The organism is Nocardioides sp. Root122 (assembly GCF_001425025.1).
Classification (GTDB): Bacteria; Actinomycetota; Actinomycetes; order Propionibacteriales; family Nocardioidaceae; genus Nocardioides.
On record NZ_LMDE01000011.1, the window covers coordinates 454,923 to 472,978 of the forward strand.

Genomic DNA, 18,056 nt, shown 5'->3' on the forward strand with positions numbered 1-18,056 from the left:
CTCACTTCCAGGGAGTCACCAGGGCCGCGAGGTCGGGGGCCAGCTCCTTCTGCAGGAGCGGTCCGAAGGTCACCCGGTGCACGCCCATCGTCTGCAGGTCCTCCAGCGACCCGGCTGCCGAGCCCTGGCGCGGGTTCGCGATGATGTTGACCGGCCCCGACAGCGCCCCGAGCAGCTGCTCGAGCGACGGCGCATCGGGTACGCCGACGGGGTAGACGCAGCGTGCGCCCGCCTCCTCGCAGGCCCGCAGGCGGGCGACGGCCTCGCCGACCGGGTCGTCGAACTGCCCCTTCTTGAGGAAGACGTCGGTGCGGGCGTTGACGACCACGTCGACCCCCGCTGCGTCGGCGGCCTGGCGGATCGCGCCGATGTAGTCGGCGTGCTCGGCCGCCGACCGCATCCGTCCGCCCTCCGAGTGGACGGTGTCCTCGATGTTGAGGCCGACCGCGCCGGCCTCGAGCATCCGCTCGACGAGCTCGGTGGCGGTGGTGGCATAGCCCGACTCGAGGTCGGCGGTGACCGGGATGTCGGGCACCGCCCCGCAGATGCGGCGTACTCCGTCGAGGGCGTCGTCGAGCGTCATGTCCTCGTTGTCGCCCTGACCACGCGAGTCGGCCAGCGGGTGGCTGCCGATGCTCAGGGCAGGGAAGCCGGCCTCGGCGACCGTGCGGGCCGACCAGGCGTCCCAGACGTTGGGGAGGACCAGCGTGGTGCCGGTGTGGTGGAGGTCGAGGAGGGTACGTGCGCGCGCGGCGATGTCCATGCCCCGAGGCTGCCACGCGAGCGCGTGCGGGCATAGAGCCATCAGGACGAGCGTTGACCCGGCGTGGACGTCCTCGACCCCTCCGGTGAACCGATCCTCGGCTCGGTCGTCATCGGAGCCGGTCAGGCGGGCCTCGCGGCGTCGTACTTCCTGCGTCAGCGCGGCATCGACCACGTCGTGCTCGACGCGAACCCCGAGCCGGGCGGTGCCTGGCAGCACCGCTGGTCCTCGCTCACGATGGAGGACGTGCACGGCGTCGCCGACCTGCCCGGGTCCGCGGCCCCCGCAGGGTCACGGCGCGCGGCCAACCGCGTCGTGCCCGACTACTTCGGCGACTACGAGCGCGGCCAGGGCCTGCCCGTGGTGCGCCCGGTGCGGGTGGACCGCGTCGTCAGCGAGGGCGACCTGCTGGTGGTGCACGCGGGCGAGCACGCGTGGCGCACACGCACGCTGGTCAACGCCACCGGCACCTGGACCCGGCCGTTCGTGCCGTACTACCCCGGCATCGAGACGTTCAGGGGCGAGCAGGTGCACACCTCGGGCTACCCGGGCGCCGAGCACTTCCGGGGCAGGCGCGTCCTCGTGGTCGGCGGCGGAGCGTCCGCGGTGCAGTTCCTCGGTGAGCTCGCGCCGGTCACCGACACCCTCTGGGTGACCCGCCGCCCTCCGGTCTGGCGCGAGGAGTTCGACGCCACCGCGGGTCTGGCCGCCGTCGCGGCCGTCGAGGAGCGCGTACGCCGCGGCCTCCCGCCCTCCAGCGTCGTGAGCGTCACCGGGCTCAAGCTGCGGCCCCAGGAGCAGGAGGCGGCGCGGCTGGGGGCGTACGAGCGGCTCCCGATGTTCGCGCGCATGGAGCCCGACGGCGTGCGCTGGGCCGACGGACGTTTCGAGCACGTCGACGCGATCCTGTGGGCGACCGGCTTCCGGCCGGCGGTCGACCACCTCGCCCCGCTCGGCCTGCGCAGCCCCGAGGGCGGGATCGCGCTCGTGCCGGTGCCCGGCAACGTGCAGGGAGCGACCACCGCCGAGCGTGACCCGCGCGTCCAGCTCGTCGGCTACGGCCCCTCCGCGAGCACGATCGGCGCCTCGCGCGCCGGGCGGCAGGCCGCCCTGGCGGTCGCGCGTCGGCTCGCCGCCGAGCCCGCCGTCGCCGGCTGAGGCGTCAACCTTCGTCAACGCGCGTCAACCGCCCCTCCGGCGGCCACACGGTTGTCCTGACGCCGCACCCACCGAGGGTCGGTCACCACGAAGGGACACCACCATGAACACCAACGGAACCACCATCCGCAAGGGCTTCACCGCCGCCGTCGCCGCCACCGTCTTCTTCGCGGTCACCGCATGCGGTGCCGAGGTCGCCCCGCCGACGCAGGACATCGGCGGCACGCAGCAGAAGGTCACCAAGGCTCCGGAGCAGCCCGCGAACACGACGACCCCGCGGGGTGACTTCGGCGACGAGTACGGCACGCCGACCAGCCAGCCGAAGCCGGCGAGCGACGCCTGGACGGCCTACCGCCCCGGGATGGACTTCGGGGCCTGACGGGGGTGGCCGGGCGGCGGACGGGGTACGCCGCCCGGTCCCGTCCCTGCCGGGCGGCCCACCGGCCGTCGCCCCGACTCCTCACCTCGCCGCTGTCCCGGCGATCGCCCGGGACAGCGGCACGTGCTCGCGGGCATCGGTCGTTGCCCGCTTCAGCAGCTTCGCCGCAACCGTGCCCTGACCCCTGCGCAGGGCACTCTGCGCGGCCCGCCACCGGCAGTACGCCGCGTCGTGGGGGCGGTGGAGGCCGTCCCACTCGCCGGCAGCGCGAGCCCAGGACTCCACCGAGTCCTGCGCGGTGATGCGAGCGAGCTCGCAGTGCCACGTCGCGGTGTTCGCCGCGAGGTCCGCACCGAATGCCTGTGGTCCGAACGGGTCTGCGGCGCTGGCCCGGCGCAGTGCCTCGACCTCGTGGCGCAACTGGATCCTTCCCGTTCCGCCGACGTGGGCGGCGTCCGCCACGTCGGCTGCAGCGCGGGCGCGCATGACGAAGAAGGCAGCAGTCTGCAGCGCGAGGGTGCCATGGCGCAGGAAGCCGATCGCGCGGTCGAGCACGGCCGCAGAATCGCGCGCCTGGCCGGACCACAGAAGCACGTCGGTGTAGGCGTAGTCGCAATCGGCTGCCCCGATGCCGTAGTTGTCGATCTCGCGGATCCGCTCGAGTCGAGCCTGCGCCGACGCCGGGTCGTCGCGTCGGAGGTCCACCGCGCTCTGGGCACGCTGGCACCGGCGCAGCTCCGCTCCCTGGACGTTTCGCAGGTACGGCTCCACGACGCTGGCCGCCGCTCTGACGTCGCCCTCGCGCAAGAACGCCTCGGACACGACGGACACCACGACGTCGATGAAGAACCTGCGGATGTGCCAGCGCTCGGCCTGCTCGAGGGCCGGGGCCATCGCGGCGGCGATCACGGCGGCTCGGGCACCCCCTGCCAGGAGCACCTCTGATGCATGAGCGGCCACTCGGATGGTCCCGCTCGGATCCCACTCCGGGTCGGACTTCCGGACGGCACGCTGCGCCAGTCGAAGAGCCTCCTCGGCGTCACCGTTCAGGAGGCGCAGCCACGCGGACTGCGCCTGAAACACCGCCTCGACGTCCGACGCACCAATGGCGCGTGCGATCGCGCGTCCCCGGTCAACGTCCCCGCGCACCTGGTCCTCGCGACCGAGTGCGGACATGATGTTGAACCGCGTCTCCAAGGCATGAGCCGCCTCCCTGGAGGGCGGATGCCGGAGGTGGATCCTGATCGACTCGTCGAGCTGCCTGAGGCCGAGCTCGAGGTCGCCGAAACCTGCCTGGAGGTCTCCGGACCGTAACAGCACCTCCGCGCGCCCCAGCTCCGGCAGCTCCGCGGCCATGGCGTCGTCGATGATGAGTCGAACCGCATCCACTCCTTGGCCCGCACCGATCGCGGACTCGATGGTGCGGACCAGGACCTCCGCAAGGGGGGCGTCGACAGTGCCTTCTGGGGGCGGTGTCGCACGCCAGAGCTCCCGCGCGCGTGCCCACTCGGGAAAGGACTCACGAGCGGCGAACCGTGCCTCGGCGGACCGCGCGGCCCTGATCCGCCAGACCAGCTCCTCGGCCGGTCGGTGCGCCGCCTGCCAGTGCGCTGCGATCTCGGCCGCGGGCGGGTCGGGGAGCTCGGACAGCACCTCGGCGACACGGACGTGCACACCAGCTGCCTCGCCGGGGACGAGCATCTCGCGGACCGCCTCCGCGAGCAACGGATGCCTCAGCTGCACCTCGTCGTCCGAGCCACTCACGATCCGTTGCCCGACCAGGGCGCGGAGGACAGGCGTGAGGTCGACGTCGCCGTCCGTCGCCCGGGCGAGCTGGTCGACGGTGAGCGGGCGTTCCGCGACACCGAGGGTCCGGGTCAGCAGCCAGCCCGCCGGTCCGAGGTCCCGGAGTCGCTTCGACAGCACGGCGGCGAGAGCGCCCGGGACGGTGTCGCCGGACTGGCTGGTCTGAGCGAGGTGCTCGGTGAACAGCGGCTGACCGAGGCTGCGGCGGTAGATCTCCGCGACCCGGGTCGGTGACGGCGTTGTTCCGTCCATGAGGGCCAGCTGCTCCGCGGTCTCGTCCCGGGACAGAGGGTCCAGGTGGATCCGGGCCGACCGCGTGCCGACCCGGTCCCACCACTCGAGGTGGTCTCGGCTCGTGTCCGGGTCGTCCGTGCGCCAGGTGCCCACCGTCGGTACGACGGCTGGACGGCTTGCTAGGAGGTCCAGCAGGTCGAGGGTGCCCGGGTCGGCCCAGGGCAGGTCATCGACCCAGAGACCGACGGGCCTGTCGGCGCCGAGGGCGTCGAGCAGCACCACCAGGGCAGTCATCAGGCGCTGGCGCGCGAAGTCGTCCGGTCCCACCGGCGAGGACTCGACCTCGAGCTCGGGCAGCAGCGGAGCGATGGCTGATCGGACCCACGGTGGGCACGACCTCAGCACCGCCGCGGACCAGGACGCCTCCTCGACGATCCCCACGTCCCGGAGCAGGTCGGCCACCGGCATCAGTGGAACCGGGGTGGAGAGGGGGCGGCAGCGTGCGGAGGCGACGACGACCGCGGACGAGCGGGCCGCCGCACCGGCCAGCGTCGTCTTCCCGATGCCGGCCTCTCCCGTGACGAGCAGGAGGCCGGTGCCGGTTTCCAGATGGCGGCGTACGGCGTCGAGCTCGGCCCTGCGGCCGGCGATCTGCGGCGTCGAGGGCTGGGTGCCGTTGGTGGGGGTCGAGGCGGCGATCCAGAGGTCGTGGAACTGCTCGGTGTCGCCGTGCATCGCCTCGACGAGGAGCTCGAGGGTGCCCCACGCGGGCAGCGCCGCTGTCGAGAACACCTTGGACACGGTGGTGTGGGAGACCCCGGCCTCCTTGGCCAGGGTGCGCAAGGAGGGCCAGCCGGCACGGTGGTGGAGGTCGTGGAGGGCGTCGTTGAGCCTCCGAGAGGGACCCGAGACGTCGGGTCGGGGAAGTGCGCTCATGGGGCCCTCCAACCACCCACTTCTCGTGTCGAGGATCCTCCGGCCGGCGTGGTCCGGCAACCCGGTTCCGGACGGCTGTCAAGGATCGTCAGAAGACGTCAACCCCCTGTCGGGACGACCGAGGGTGGGACCACCACCGAACCACCACCGGCCCCACCCGAAGGAGCACCGCCATGTCCACCACACCGTCCACCGCCGGCTTGCGGCGCACCGTCGCTGCCACCTGTGCACTCGTGACCCTCGCCGCCTGCGGCGCCGACGTCGCGCCACCGAAGAACGACATCGGCGGAGCCGGCCCGCAGGAGCCGCCCGTCACCGCCACCCTGGAGGACTGCCTCGACACGTCGAAGCAGCCTCCCGTCACCAGCTGCCCCTATCCGGTGAAGTCCGGGGACGACGTCGCCGCAACCCTCGACCGCCTCAGGTGAGACGACGAGCACGGCGTCCGGTCCCGCTGAGCCTTCATCGGGGGCAGGTACGGCGGCATGGGGTCGCCGCGCCCGCCGGGCCTGACGCCCGTCACGGGCCAGGTGGCCCCGCAATCGCTACGCTGAGCCCATGGGGGAGATCGAGAACCGCCCGCACGACCCGTCGCAGATGCGCATCTCCGACGCCGACCGCCAGCGCGTGGCCGACGTGCTGCGTGACGCGGCCGGGGACGGACGTCTCGACCTCGACGAGCTCGAGGAGCGCCTCGAGCTCACCTTCGCGGCCAAGACCTACGGCGAGCTGGTGCCGATCACGCTCGACCTGCAGGCGACCGGCCCGATCACCCCGCCGGCGGCCGCGCCCGTGCGGCGTACGTCCCACCTGCCGGCCGTCGGGCACGCCTCCTCCACCGCGATCATGAGCGAGTGCAAGCGCCAGGGCGTCTGGGCCGTGCCGGAGCACCACAGCGCCTTCGCCCTCATGGGCAGCGTCCTCATCGACCTGCGCCAGGCCCAGCTGTCCGGTCACGAGACCCAGATCAACGCCAGCGCGATCATGGGCGAGGTGAAGGTGATCGTCCCGGCCGACATGCACGTGCTGATCGACGGGACGCCCATCATGGGCGAGTACAACCAGGCCAAGGACAAGGTCCCGGCCGAGCTGCGCCCGGACTCGCCGACGGTCCGGATCCGCGGCATGGCGCTGATGGGCTCGGTCACCGTGCAGCGCCAGCCGCCGCCCGGCACGCCGAAGAAGATCCTCGGCACCTACTGAGCCTCCCGCCTGCCCGGGGCGCCGCCGTCTCACATCAGACCGTCCGGCGGTCCTGTCGCTCCGCCCACCCGCTACTGTGACCCGCGTCACTTCACTACGGATCGTCCGGCACGTACCTGCCGGTGAAGGAGCAGACAATGGCAACAGTGACGTTCGAGAAGGCCCAGCGGTGGTATCCGGGGGCCGATGAGGCTGCAGTCCCGGGGATCGACCTGGAGATCAGGGACGGCGAGTTCATGGTGCTCGTCGGCCCGTCGGGCTGCGGCAAGTCCACCACCCTGCGCATGCTGGCGGGGCTGGAGGAGATCAACTCCGGCAAGGTCTACATCGGCGACCGCGACGTGACCAACGTGCCGCCGAAGGACCGGGACATCGCGATGGTGTTCCAGAACTACGCGCTCTACCCGCACATGACCGTCGAGGAGAACATGGCGTTCTCGCTCAAGATGGCGAAGGTCCCGGCCGACGAGCGGAAGAAGCGGGTGGCGAAGGCGGCGGAGATCCTCGGCCTGACCGAGTACCTCCAGCGCAAGCCCAAGGCCCTGTCCGGTGGTCAGCGCCAGCGCGTGGCCATGGGGCGCGCGATCGTGCGCGCGCCACAGGTGTTCTGCATGGACGAGCCGCTGTCCAACCTCGACGCGAAGATGCGCGTCCACACCCGCACCGACATCGCCCGGCTCCAGCAGGACCTCGGTGTCACCACGGTCTACGTCACCCACGACCAGGTCGAGGCGATGACGATGGGCGACCGGGTCGCGGTGATGAAGCTCGGTGTCCTCCAGCAGGTGGACACCCCGCTGAAGCTCTACGACAAGCCCGCCAACCTGTTCGTGGCCGGCTTCATCGGTTCGCCGCAGATGAATCTCCTGGAGGGCGTCGCGGCCGGCGACGGCACCGTCCGGGTCGGTGGCTACAACGTGCCCGTCGACCCGGGTGCCGAGAAGAAGATGAACGGTCGCGTGACCGTCGGCGTGCGTCCGGAGAACTGGCGCATGGTCGGCGACAGCGACGGCGGCCTCCCGGTCACCGTCACCGTGGTCGAGGAGCTCGGCGCCGACAGCTTCGTCTACGGCACGTGCGACGTGGAGGGCACGCCCGCCAACGTCATCGTGCGCATCGCCGGGCGCCAGCACCCGCAGAAGGGCGAGACGCTCTACGTCACGACCGACCCGGAGCACGTCCACGTGTTCAACACCGAGACCGGGGAGCGGCTCTCGGACTGAGGTCGGCACGAGTCCGAACGAGGCCCCGGGAGCCAGGCTCCCGGGGCCTCGTCGTTCCCGGACCGCGGTCTCGGAGCGGCCCCACCGCGGACGCGTCGCGGTCGCCCATACTGGGTCCGTGCCCGGGCCAGACGCTGCAGCCGAGGAGACCTTCGAGGACAGGCTGCGCGCCCTCGTGCCCGACCTCCGCGACACGCTCGAGCGGGTCTACGGGGCCGACGTCGCACCGGGCGTGACGGACCGGCTGGTCGCGATCGCGCGCGGCGGCCACGAGGCCCGGCCGGCCGAGCTCCGCGCCCTCGACGAGGAGCGCATGCGCAATCCGGACTGGTTCCAGCGACCCGGCATGGTCGGCTACGCCGCCTACGCCGACCGCTTCGCCGGCTCGCTGGCCGGCGTGGGGGAGCGTGCGGCGTACCTGCGCGACCTGGGCGTCGGCTACCTACACCTGATGCCGCTCCTGACACCCCGCCCGGCGCCGAACGACGGCGGCTACGCAGTGATGGACTACCGCTCCGTCCGCCCGGACCTCGGCACCATCGACGACCTGCGCGACCTGGCGACGACGCTGCGAGCACAGGGGATCAGCCTGTGCCTCGACCTCGTCCTCAACCACGTCGCCCGCGAGCACGAGTGGGCCGTCGCCGCCCGCGCCGGCGACCCGGAGAAGCGCGCCTACTTCCACGTGTACGACGACCGCACCGGGCCCGACGCCTTCGAGGCGACCCTGCCGGAGGTCTTCCCCGACTTCGCGCCCGGCAGCTTCACCTGGGACGACGAGCTCGCGGGCTGGGTGTGGACGACGTTCAACGACTACCAGTGGGACGTCGACTGGTCGAACCCCGCGGTGCTCTGCGAGTACGCCGACCTCATCCTCGGCCTGGCCAACCTCGGCGTCGAGGTGTTCCGGCTCGACGCGATCGCCTTCATCTGGAAGCGCCTGGGCACCGACTGCCAGAACCAGCCCGAGGTGCACGAGCTCACCCGCGCGCTGCGCACGGTGGCCCGGATCGCTGCCCCCGCGGTGCTGTTCAAGGCCGAGGCGATCGTCGGGCCGGCCGACCTGCCGGCCTACCTCGGCGTCGGCCACCACCACGGCCGCGTGAGCGACCTGGCCTACCACAACGGGCTGATGGTCCAGGTCTGGTCGATGCTCGCCTCCGGCGAGGTGGGTCTGGCAGCGCACGCCCTGCAGCAGCTGCCCCAGCCGCCGTCGACCACGGCGTGGGTCACCTACGTCCGTTGCCACGACGACATCGGCTGGGCGGTCTCCGACGAGGACGCGCGAGCCGTCGGGCTCGACCCGGTCGCGCACCGCCGGTTCCTCTCCGACTGGTACTCCGGCTCCTTCCCCGGTTCGTGGGCCAGGGGACTGGTGTTCCAGGAGAACGAGGCGACCGGTGACCGCCGGATCTCCGGGTCGCTCGCGTCACTGGCCGGGCTGGAGGTCGGCGACCCAGGCGCGGCCGCGCGCATCCTGCTGGCGCACGCCGTGATCCTCTCCTTCGGCGGCCTGCCGGTGCTCTGGATGGGCGACGAGCTCGGACTGCTCAACGACGCGGGCTGGGCCGACGACCCGGCGCACGCCGCCGACAACCGCTGGGTGCACCGGCCGCGGATGCCGTGGCCGGAGGTGGAGTCGGGTCGCGACCCGCACGGGATCACGGCCGGCCTGCGCCACCTGCTCGACGTACGCCGCTCGCTGCCGCACCTCCACGCGGCCTCACCGACCGAGGTGTGGGACCCGCGCGACCCGCGGGTGCTGCTGGTGGTGCGACGCCACCCCAGCGGGCCGCTGCTGGCCGCCCACAACATGTCGGGGGAGCAGGCCTGGGTGTCGGCCGACGTGCTGCACTGGCTCGGGCTCCACGCCGACGGGCTCCACGACGCACTCAGCGGGACCGCCCCCTCGCTGGTGGAGGGTGCGGTCCCGCTGGAGCCGTACGCCGCCGTGTGGCTCCACGGCGGCTCCTAGTCCGCAGGCCAGCCTCAGGTGGTCGCCTGGTCCGACCCGGGCTGGACGGCGTCCTGCTGCTCGCCGACCTCCTCGGCCTTGGCCATCGCATTGCCGCCCGGGACGATGCCCGCGTGCTCGGCGTCCATGGTGAGGTTCTCGCCCGTGGCGGGGTCGAAGAGGTGGATCTTGCGGGCATCGACCCAGATCGTCGCCTCGTCACCCTCCGCGATCCGGCTGGCCCCGTCGAGCGAGACGACCAGCTGGGTGCGCAGCGACTCGCCGTCGAGGTCGCGCTCGAGCTGCTGGAGCTGCTTCTCCACCTCGGGCGGCGCCTCGAACGGGATGTAGGCGTAGGCCTCGTTGCCGAGCCACTCGACCACGTCGACCGTGGCCTTGAACGTGGCCTCGTCGGTCACCTTGTCGCTGTCGACGACATTGGCGTCCTCGAAGTGGTCGGGCCGGATGCCGGCGATCAGCAGTCCCTTGCCCTGGGCCTTGGCGGCCTTGTCCTCGGGGATCGTCACCGTGCCGAACGGCAGCTCGACCTGGTTGCCCTTGACCGTGGCCGGCAGGAAGTTCATCGGCGGGGAGCCGATGAACCCGGCGACGAACAGGTTGCAGGGGTTCTCGTAGAGCTCACGCGGCGTCGCGTGCTGCTGGAGCACCCCACGCTTGAGGACCGCCACCCGGTCGCCCAGCGTCATCGCCTCCGTCTGGTCGTGGGTGACGTAGACGGTGGTGATGCCCAGACGCTTCTGCAGCCGCGAGATCTCGGTGCGCATCTGGCCGCGCAGCTTGGCGTCGAGGTTGGACAGCGGCTCGTCGAAGAGGAACGCCTCCGCGTCGCGGACGATGGCTCGACCCATCGCCACCCGCTGGCGCTGGCCACCCGAGAGGTTGCCGGGCTTGCGCTCGAGGTGCTCGTCGAGCTCCAGGGTCTTCGACGCGGCGCGCACCTTCTCGTCGACCTCGGAGTCCGGCTTGCCCGCCAGTCGCAGCGGGAACGCGATGTTCTCGTAGACGGTGAGGTGGGGGTAGAGCGCGTAGTTCTGGAAGACCATCGACAGGTTGCGGTCGCGCGGCGCGAGGTCGTTGACCTTCTTGCCGCCGATCACCATGTCGCCGTCGGTGATGTCCTCCAGGCCGACGATCATCCGCAGGAGCGTGGACTTCCCGCACCCGGACGGGCCGACGAGGATCAGGAACTCGCCGTCCTCCACGTCGATGCTCACGTCGTTGACGGCCGGGAAGCCGTCGCCGTACTGCTTGACGATGTTCTTCATCTCGATGGCAGCCATGAGCTGATCACCCCTTCACTGCGCCGGAGGTCAGTCCGGCGACGATCTTGCGCTGGAACAGCAGGACGATGACGATCACCGGCAACGTGACGATGACCGACGCCGTCGCGAGCTGCGCGTACGGCGGGTTGAACGGGTCGGGTCCGACGAAGAACGACATCTGCGCCGGCACCGTCCGGGAGGCGGTGGTGGAGGTGAGCGAGATCGCGAGCACGAACTCGTTCCACGCGAAGAAGAAGGTCAGGATCGCCGCGGTGAAGACCCCGGGTGCGGCGAGCGGGACGATGACCTTCCGGAAGGCCTGCCACGACGTGGCACCGTCGACCTGGGCCGCCTGCTCCATCTCCCACGGGATCTCGCGGAAGAAGGCGGAGAGCGTCCAGATCGCCAGCGGCAGCGTGAAGGACATGTAGGGGATGATCAGGCCCGGCCAGGTGTTGAACAGGCCGAACGTGCTCCACATGTCGAACAGTGGACCGACCAGCGACACCACCGGGAACATCGCGATGGCCAGGGCCAGCGACAGCACGAGCCGCTTGCCCTTGAACTCCAGGCGGGCGATGGCGTAGGCCGCGAGCGTCGCGAAGATCACCGAGAGCGCGGTGGCGATGATCGCGATGCCGAAGGAGTTGACCAGGGCCCGGGTGAAGTCGCCGTTGTCGAGGATGGCGCTGTAGTTGTCGAGGGTCGGGTCCTTGGGCAGGAACTGCGGGCTGCCGGTGGCCGTCTCGCCCTCGGACTTGAAGGACAGCGAAAGGATCCACGCGACAGGGAACAGGCACCACAGCATGATCAGGATGAACCCGATCCACGTGCCGATCGTGGTCTTGGTCTTCATCAGCCTTCACCCCTTGCCTGCGCCAGGTCGACCTTGAACAGCTTCACGATGAGCCACGCGAGCAGCAGCACCGAGAGGAACAGGATCACCGAGAGGGCCGATCCCAGTCCCAGCTGCATCTGCTCGATCACCTGTCGGTAGGTCAGGAACGAGATCGACTCGGTGTCCTGGGCTCCTCGGGTCATCACGAAGATGTTGTCGAAGATGCGGTAGGCGTCGAGGGCGCGGAAGAGGACCGCCACCATGATCGCGGCCCGCATGTTGGGCAGGATCACCTTCCACAGCCGTTGCCACCACGTGGCGCCGTCGACCTTGGCGGCCTCGAGCATGTCCTCGCTCACCTGGGCCAGGCCGGCGAGGAGCAGCAGTGCCATGAACGGCGTGGTCTTCCAGATCTCGGAGACCATGATCGCGAACATCGCGTGCCAGTGGTCGCCGAACCAGTTGGTGTCGTCGGCGATCCACGGCAGCCAGTTGAACCAGGAGTTCACGAAGCCGTTGTTGAGCGAGAACGCGAACTGCCAGGCGAAGGCCGACACCACGGTGATGATGCCGTAGGGGATCAGGATCGAGGTGCGCATCAGGCCGCGGGCGAAGACGATGCGGTGCATCACCATCGCGAACGCGAACCCGATGACCAGCTCGACGGCCACCGTGACCACCATGATCAGCAGGGTGTTCCAGGTGTCACGCCAGAACAGGCTGTCGGTCAGCACCGTCACGTAGTTGTCGATCCCGATGAACTCACGGTCGTCGGGGGCGGTCAGCCGGTAGCGGAACAGCGACAGGTAGAGCGCCTGGATCATCGGCCACGCCGTCACCAGGAGCATCAGCACGACGGCTGGGGCGACGAGCTTGAGGCCGAGCTTGTTCTCGGCCGAGCTGCGGTCGCTGGCAACCGCCTTCTTGGTGCCCTTGTTCGATTGGGGCTCCGTTGCGATCGTCGTGCTCACAGCAGCTTCCCTCCCTTCAGGATCTCCTCGATGAAGTCCTGCGAGGCCTTCGGAGTGTCGGAATCCACGCTGGCGGGCGGGTGCCAGGTGCCCTGGATGGAGCTGGAGACGTCACTCCAGTAGGGCGTCACCGTGCGCGGTGCGGCGGCGTTCACGCTCTCCTGGAACAGCGCGAGGAGGTCCTCGGGGTAGATCTCCTTGAGGGCGGCGTACTCGTAGCCGGCGGTGCTGGCCGGCATGTTGCCGGTCATCTCGGCGTTCTTGCCCTGCTGGTCCGGCTCGACGAGGCAGGCGGCCGCCTCGAGGGCGAAGTCCTTCTCGTCGGAGTACTGGCTGACCCCGATGCCGATGCCGCCGTAGGGCGGGCGGGACTCCTCACCCTCCACGGACTGCGGGTAGCGCGTGTAGCCGATGTCCTTGGCGACGTCGGGCGCGGTCTCGTCGTAGTTGTGGAAGATGTAGGTCCAGTTGACGAGGAACGAGCCCTCGTCGGAGCCGAACGTCGATCCCGCGGTGCCCTCGTTGGAGACGCTGAGGTCGGAGGGTGCGGCCGGCGAGGAGGCGAGCTTCTCGATGATGCCGGCCGCGATCTCGCCGGGCTTGTCGGCGATGGTCAGGTCGGCGTCGACGCCCTTCTCGGCGTTCTCGAGGAGGTGCCCTCCGGCGCCCTCGACGAGCGCGTTGATCCACACGACGTAGCCCTCGTACTTGTTGGCCTGCACGCCGATCTTGCCGCCGTTGTCGCTGGCGACGTCGATGATCTGGTCCCACGTGACCGGCTGGGACATGTCGATGCCGGCCTTCTCGACGAAGGACTTGCGATACCAGAGGACCTGGGTGTTCGACCAGAACGGGAAGACGACGAGCTTGTCCTCCCACGTCGCGGCGTCCATGGCGCCCTGGAACGTGCCCTGCTCCTCGAGCTGCGACTTCGCGTCCTGCGGGACCTCGGCGAGGAACCCTGCGTCGGCGAACTCGGCCGTGAACGGCGGGTCCAGGGACATCAGGTCGATCGCCGGGTCCTTGGCCGCGAGCCGGCGCGCGAGCTGGATGCGCTGCTGGTCGGAGGACTGGGGCAGGACCTGGGTGGTGATCGTGTAGTCGTCGGTCGAGCAGTCCTCGGCGATCGCTGCCTGGCCGCCGGAGTCCGGGTTGATGTACCAGACGAGCTCGGGCTTCCCGCCGTCGCTCCCGCAGGCCGCGAGCAGGCTGCTCGCGAGGGCGAGCGTGGCCACCGAGCCCGCGATCCGCCTTCCCCTGGGGCGACCCCTCGGCCGGGTCGATGATCGTGATGCCATGCGCCCTCCTCATGTGTTACTCGGGTCACTGGTCTATCGGCTGCGGATAGGGTTTGGCAACCGCCCCGACGGGCGTGACGCCCACCAGCAGACCCATGATCAGAGAGGCCTGTCGTGACGCGATGGCACGCGCCCGGACGCATCAACCTCATCGGTGAGCACACCGACTACAACGACGGCTTCGTCTTGCCGATGGCCCTGCCGATGGGCTGCACGACGAGCGTCGAGACGGCCGACTCAGGCTGGTCGGTGGTGTCCGCGCAGGTGTCGGAGACGGTCACGGTCCCTCCGTCCGGTCTGGCGGAGCGGGGCAAGGTCCCTGAGTGGGCGACGTACGTCCTCGGGGCGCTGTGGTTGCTCCACGACGAGGGCGTCGAGGTGCCGCCGCTCCGGATCTCGGTCGACTCCGACGTCCCCACCGGCGCCGGGCTGTCGTCGTCCGCGGCCCTGGTCTGCTCAGTGGTGCGTGCCCTCGACGAGCAGCTCGGCCTCGACCTGGGGGCGGACGGGCTGCTGGCCCTGAGTCGTCGGGTCGAGAACGACGCGGTCGGCGCACCGACCGGCGGGATGGACCAGCTGGTGAGCCTGCGCGGAGAGGAGGGCCACGCCCTCTTCTGCGACATGCGCGACCTGACGTCCGAGGCCGTCCCGTTCGCGCCTGGCACGAGCGGGCTGTCCCTCCTCGTCGTCGACACGCGCGCCCCGCACCGGCTCGTCGACGGCGAGTACGCCGCCCGGCGCCGCGGCTGCGAGGAGGCCGCCCGGTTGCTCGGGGTGCCGGCCCTGCGCGACGTCACCGACGCCGACGAGGCGGTCTCCCGCCTCGAGGACGAGGAGCTGCAGCGCTACGTCCGCCACGTCGTCACCGAGGACGCCCGCGTCCTCGAGGCGGTCGACGTGCTGCGGGCGGGACGGCTGGACGCGCTCGGCCCGTTGTTCACCGCCTCGCACGCATCGATGCGCGACGACTTCCGGATCACCGTGCCCGAGGTCGACACGGCGGCCGAGACGCTGCTGGCCGCCGGAGCGCTCGGCGCGCGGATGACCGGTGGTGGCTTCGGCGGCTGCGTGATCGGGCTCGTTCCCGAGGGCGAGGTCGGCCCTGCGGGTGACGCCGTACGCCGTGCGTTCGCCGACGCGGGCTACGGCGACCCGAGCCTCTTCACCGCTGAGGCGGCCGCGGGCGCTCGTCCGGTCTAGCCGGCCCGGTCGGCCGTCCGCGCGATGGCCTCGACGAAGGTCGGGAAGAGCGCCGACGGCAGGTCGTGCCCCATCCCGTCGACCAGCACGAGCTCGGCGCCGGGGATGGCGGCCGCGGTCGACCGTCCGCCGCTGACGTGCACCATCTTGTCGGCCGTGCCGTGGATGACCAGCGCCGGGACGCGGAGGCTGCGCAGCCGTGGCGTCCGGTCGCCCTGGGTCAGGATCGCCAGCATCTGGCGCACCACCCCGCTGGCGCTCACCCCGCGGTCGAAGGTCTCGATCGCGCGGCCGCGCAGCGCGTCGGGGTCCGCGGGGTAGGCCACGGAGCCGATCAGCGACCACATGGCCAGGCTGCTCTCGACGTAGGCCTCGCGGCCCGGCTTGCGCGGCGCGATGAGCCGCGGCAGCAGGCTGGGGTGCTGCCAGCCGACGCTGCGGCGACCGGTGGTGGAGCTGATGCTCGTCAGGGAGCGCACGCGCGTGGGGTGCTCCACGGCGACGGTCTGGGCGATCATGCCGCCCATCGACACGCCGACCACGTGGGCCGAGTCGAGGCCGAGGTGGTCGAGCAGCGCCACGGCGTCGCTGCCGAGGTCGGACATCGTGTAGGGCACGCGTGCCCGGCCGGTCGCGAACGCCCGCAGCAGCTGGTCGCGTCGCACCGGGGCCTTGACGCGCGACGACCTGCCGGTGTCGCGGTTGTCGTAGCGCACCACGTGGAAGCCGGCGCTCGCCAGCTGCTCGCAGAACGCCTGATCCCACCACGTCATCGGACCGCTGAGGCCCATGACCAGCAGCAGCGGCTCGCCGTCGGGGTCGCCGAAGGTCTGGTAGCAGAGCTCGACCTCGTTGCCCACGGGGGCGACGAGCTCGTCGGAGACGGCGGGCGCCTCGGATGAAGCGCGGCGAGACGGGTACATGCCCTCAGTGAACACGACCGGCGTCCCCAACAAAAAGCAATCTGGGCCACATCCCCGATCCCACGGGGCTCCTGGGCTAGGTTCGGTCGCTGTGACGCATCGCACAGTGGCCGACTTCCTGACGCCGGACGGTTTCGTCCAGCCGTCGGTGTCGGCCGTGCTGCGCGAGGGTTCCGTCATCACCGAGGCCGGCCGCTACGCGGTCCACGCCCTCGCCGCCCGCGGCACCCGGCGCCGTACGCCCTACGGCTCGCACCCGGCCCGCGCGACCGAGCCGGTGCTGCTGGTCCCGGGCTTCCTGGCCGGCGACTCCTCGCTGGCGCCGATGAGCCGCACGCTGCGCCACCTCGGCTTCCGCACCTACCGCGCCGACGTCCGCGCCAACGTGGGCTGCACGCTGGCCGCGGCCGCCCAGCTCGAGGAGCGGCTCGAGGGGCTCGCCCAGCGTCGTGGCTCGAAGGTGCGCATCGTCGGCCACAGCCTCGGTGGGATGCTGGCCCGCGGCGTCGCCGCCCGCCGTCCCGACCTCGTCGCGGGGATCGTGACGATGGGCAGCCCGATGCTCGCCCCCGGCGCCCACCACGTCTCCCTGGCCCGCAGCGTCGACCTGCTCGTGCGGCTCAACCGGGCCGGCCTGCGCAACCTGATGGCCGCGGACTGCGTGGCGGGCTCGTGCGCCCAGGAGAGCTTCGACCAGGCCCGCGCCGCGCTGCCCGCGGAGGTCGACTTCACCGCGATCTACTCGCGTCGCGACGGCATCGTCGACTGGCGCGCGTGCATCGACCCCGTCGCCCGTCCGGTCGAGGTGCGGTCCTCGCACCTGGGCATGGCGTTCGACCCCGCCGTCATCGCGGCGGTCTCGGACGCGTTGCGCCCGGCGGCGTCGTCAGTTGTCGAAGTCGATCGGGGAGAGATCGCGTAGCTTCGAGAGCCGGTGCTCGGCGGTGATCGAGCGCACCGTGCCGCTGCGCGAACGCATCACCAATGAGTGTGTCGTGATGCCGTCGCCGCGGTAGCGCACGCCGCGCATCAGCTCGCCGTCGGTGATGCCGGTGGCGACGAAGAAGGCGTCGTCGCCGGTGACCAGGTCGTCGGTGCCGAGGACGAAGTCGGCGTCGAGGTTGTGGCCGGCGTCGAGGGCGCGCTGGCGCTCGTCGTCGTCCTGCGGCCACAGCCGGCCCTGGATCTTGCCGCCGATGCACTTCATGGCACAGGCCGTGATGATGCCCTCGGGCGTGCCGCCGACGCCGAGCATCAGGTCGACGCCGGTGTCCGGACGGGCCGCCATGATCGCGCCGGCGACGTCGCCGTCGGTGATGTACTTGATGCGCGCCCCGGTCTCGCGGATCTCCTCCACCAGCCGGGCGTGGCGCGGCCGGTCGAGCAGCACGACGGTGACGTCGTGGATCGAGAGGCCCTTGGCCTTGGCGACGCGGGCGATGTTCTCCTTCACCGGCAGCCGGATGTCGACGACGTCGGCGGCCTCGGGGCCGGTGGCCAGCTTGTCCATGTAGAACACGGCGCTCGGGTCGTACATCGAGCCGCGGGGCGAGACCGCGAGCACCGAGATCGCGTTGTTCATGCCCTTGGCCGTCAGGGTCGTGCCGTCGATCGGGTCGACCGCGACGTCGCACGCGGGACCGGTGCCGTCGCCGACCTCCTCGCCGTTGAAGAGCATCGGGGCGTTGTCCTTCTCGCCCTCGCCGATGACCACGGTGCCGCGCATGCCGATGGTGGAGATCATCACCCGCATCGCGTTGACCGCGACCCCGTCGGCGTCGTTCTTGTCACCGCGTCCGACCCATCGTCCGGCGGCCATCGCGGCGGCCTCGGTGACCCGCACCAGCTCGAGGGCGAGGTTGCGATCGGGCTTCGTGGCAGTCATGG

Annotated in this window: 16 protein-coding genes; 8 read left to right on the forward strand and 8 right to left on the reverse strand. The window is 71.1% G+C overall.

The genetic code is table 11. The features are described from left to right. Nucleotide 1: 1 nt before the first annotated feature. A complete protein-coding gene (locus tag ASC64_RS15025) occupies nt 2-763 on the reverse strand; it encodes an isocitrate lyase/PEP mutase family protein (protein WP_056908319.1) in 762 nt (253 codons plus the stop codon). Nucleotides 764-826: 63 nt separating this feature from the next. Here ASC64_RS15025 and ASC64_RS15030 point away from each other — a divergent pair, with 63 nt between their 5' ends. After that, nucleotides 827-1,921 (forward strand): flavin-containing monooxygenase, encoded by a 1,095-nt coding sequence (locus ASC64_RS15030; protein ID WP_235563765.1) that lies wholly within the window; start codon nt 827-829, stop codon nt 1,919-1,921. Between the two features lie 103 nt (nt 1,922-2,024). Further along, complete coding sequence (locus tag ASC64_RS15035) at nt 2,025-2,300, forward strand: hypothetical protein (RefSeq protein ID WP_056908320.1); 276 nt, start codon at nt 2,025-2,027, stop codon at nt 2,298-2,300. 81 nt (nt 2,301-2,381) lie between these two features. Here the strand turns inward: ASC64_RS15035 and ASC64_RS15040 are convergent, their stop codons facing one another. Then, complete coding sequence (locus ASC64_RS15040) at nt 2,382-5,276, reverse strand: ATP-binding protein (protein ID WP_056908321.1); 2,895 nt, start codon at nt 5,274-5,276, stop codon at nt 2,382-2,384. A gap of 173 nt (nt 5,277-5,449) precedes the next feature. On the opposite strand from ASC64_RS15040, the gene ASC64_RS15045 reads away from it, so the two are divergent. From ASC64_RS15045 to ASC64_RS15060, 4 genes are all read left to right on the forward strand, one after another. Beyond that, on the forward strand, nt 5,450-5,704 hold the full coding sequence (locus tag ASC64_RS15045; RefSeq protein WP_056908322.1) for a hypothetical protein: 255 nt from the start codon (nt 5,450-5,452) through the stop codon (nt 5,702-5,704). A 130-nt stretch (nt 5,705-5,834) separates the two neighbouring features. Further along, nucleotides 5,835-6,479, forward strand: a complete 645-nt coding sequence (locus tag ASC64_RS15050; RefSeq protein ID WP_056908323.1) for a DUF1707 SHOCT-like domain-containing protein — start codon at nt 5,835-5,837, stop codon at nt 6,477-6,479. 137 nt (nt 6,480-6,616) lie between these two features. Continuing rightward, a complete protein-coding gene (locus tag ASC64_RS15055) occupies nt 6,617-7,702 on the forward strand; it encodes an ABC transporter ATP-binding protein (RefSeq protein ID WP_056908324.1) in 1,086 nt (361 codons plus the stop codon). A gap of 346 nt (nt 7,703-8,048) precedes the next feature. After that, nucleotides 8,049-9,677 carry an alpha-amylase family protein gene (locus ASC64_RS15060; RefSeq protein WP_439956817.1) on the forward strand — a complete coding sequence of 543 codons (1,629 nt, stop codon included), beginning with the start codon at nt 8,049-8,051 and terminating at the stop codon, nt 9,675-9,677. A gap of 14 nt (nt 9,678-9,691) precedes the next feature. Here ASC64_RS15060 and ASC64_RS15065 read toward each other — a convergent pair whose 3' ends face one another. Genes ASC64_RS15065 through ASC64_RS15080 form a run of 4 tightly spaced genes read right to left on the reverse strand, consistent with a single transcriptional unit; the run spans nt 9,692 to nt 14,046 of the window. After that, nucleotides 9,692-10,957 carry an ABC transporter ATP-binding protein gene (locus ASC64_RS15065; protein WP_056908326.1) on the reverse strand — a complete coding sequence of 422 codons (1,266 nt, stop codon included), beginning with the start codon at nt 10,955-10,957 and terminating at the stop codon, nt 9,692-9,694. 7 nt (nt 10,958-10,964) lie between these two features. Then, on the reverse strand, nt 10,965-11,795 hold the full coding sequence (locus ASC64_RS15070) for a carbohydrate ABC transporter permease (protein WP_056908327.1): 831 nt from the start codon (nt 11,793-11,795) through the stop codon (nt 10,965-10,967). Next, nucleotides 11,795-12,748, reverse strand: a complete 954-nt coding sequence (locus ASC64_RS15075; RefSeq protein WP_235563766.1) for a carbohydrate ABC transporter permease — start codon at nt 12,746-12,748, stop codon at nt 11,795-11,797. The genes ASC64_RS15070 and ASC64_RS15075 overlap by 1 nt, the downstream gene beginning before the upstream one ends. Further along, complete coding sequence (locus tag ASC64_RS15080; protein WP_082550502.1) at nt 12,745-14,046, reverse strand: extracellular solute-binding protein; 1,302 nt, start codon at nt 14,044-14,046, stop codon at nt 12,745-12,747. The genes ASC64_RS15075 and ASC64_RS15080 overlap by 4 nt, the downstream gene beginning before the upstream one ends. A 114-nt stretch (nt 14,047-14,160) precedes the next feature. Here ASC64_RS15080 and galK point away from each other — a divergent pair, with 114 nt between their 5' ends. Continuing rightward, nucleotides 14,161-15,246 (forward strand): galactokinase, encoded by a 1,086-nt coding sequence (gene galK / locus ASC64_RS15085; protein WP_056908329.1) that lies wholly within the window; start codon nt 14,161-14,163, stop codon nt 15,244-15,246. On the opposite strand, the gene ASC64_RS15090 is transcribed toward galK, so the two are convergent. Continuing rightward, nucleotides 15,243-16,169: an alpha/beta fold hydrolase gene (locus tag ASC64_RS15090; RefSeq protein ID WP_056908330.1), complete on the reverse strand. Its 927-nt coding sequence runs from the start codon at nt 16,167-16,169 to the stop codon at nt 15,243-15,245. The two genes, galK and ASC64_RS15090, sit on opposite strands and share 4 nt — an antisense overlap. A gap of 91 nt (nt 16,170-16,260) precedes the next feature. On the opposite strand from ASC64_RS15090, the gene ASC64_RS15095 reads away from it, so the two are divergent. Beyond that, a complete protein-coding gene (locus ASC64_RS15095; RefSeq protein ID WP_162245810.1) occupies nt 16,261-17,091 on the forward strand; it encodes an alpha/beta fold hydrolase in 831 nt (276 codons plus the stop codon). Here ASC64_RS15095 and glpX read toward each other — a convergent pair. After that, a complete protein-coding gene (gene glpX / locus ASC64_RS15100) occupies nt 17,056-18,054 on the reverse strand; it encodes a class II fructose-bisphosphatase (RefSeq protein ID WP_200937779.1) in 999 nt (332 codons plus the stop codon). The genes ASC64_RS15095 and glpX overlap by 36 nt on opposite strands. Nucleotides 18,055-18,056: the final 2 nt, after the last annotated feature.

What these genes read in the sequence shown, in the direction of transcription:
- ASC64_RS15025 (WP_056908319.1), bottom strand. Translation starts at nt 763, where the DNA reads ATGGACATCGCCGCGCGCGCACGTACCCTCCTCGACCTCCACCACACC.
- ASC64_RS15035 (WP_056908320.1), top strand. Translation starts at nt 2,025, where the DNA reads ATGAACACCAACGGAACCACCATCCGCAAGGGCTTCACCGCCGCCGTC.
- ASC64_RS15040 (WP_056908321.1), bottom strand. Translation starts at nt 5,276, where the DNA reads ATGAGCGCACTTCCCCGACCCGACGTCTCGGGTCCCTCTCGGAGGCTC.
- ASC64_RS15045 (WP_056908322.1), top strand. Translation starts at nt 5,450, where the DNA reads ATGTCCACCACACCGTCCACCGCCGGCTTGCGGCGCACCGTCGCTGCC.
- ASC64_RS15050 (WP_056908323.1), top strand. Translation starts at nt 5,835, where the DNA reads ATGGGGGAGATCGAGAACCGCCCGCACGACCCGTCGCAGATGCGCATC.
- ASC64_RS15055 (WP_056908324.1), top strand. Translation starts at nt 6,617, where the DNA reads ATGGCAACAGTGACGTTCGAGAAGGCCCAGCGGTGGTATCCGGGGGCC.
- ASC64_RS15060 (WP_439956817.1), top strand. Translation starts at nt 8,049, where the DNA reads ATGGTCGGCTACGCCGCCTACGCCGACCGCTTCGCCGGCTCGCTGGCC.
- ASC64_RS15065 (WP_056908326.1), bottom strand. Translation starts at nt 10,957, where the DNA reads ATGGCTGCCATCGAGATGAAGAACATCGTCAAGCAGTACGGCGACGGC.
- ASC64_RS15070 (WP_056908327.1), bottom strand. Translation starts at nt 11,795, where the DNA reads ATGAAGACCAAGACCACGATCGGCACGTGGATCGGGTTCATCCTGATC.
- ASC64_RS15080 (WP_082550502.1), bottom strand. Translation starts at nt 14,046, where the DNA reads ATGGCATCACGATCATCGACCCGGCCGAGGGGTCGCCCCAGGGGAAGG.
- ASC64_RS15090 (WP_056908330.1), bottom strand. Translation starts at nt 16,169, where the DNA reads ATGTACCCGTCTCGCCGCGCTTCATCCGAGGCGCCCGCCGTCTCCGAC.
- glpX (WP_200937779.1), bottom strand. Translation starts at nt 18,054, where the DNA reads ATGACTGCCACGAAGCCCGATCGCAACCTCGCCCTCGAGCTGGTGCGG.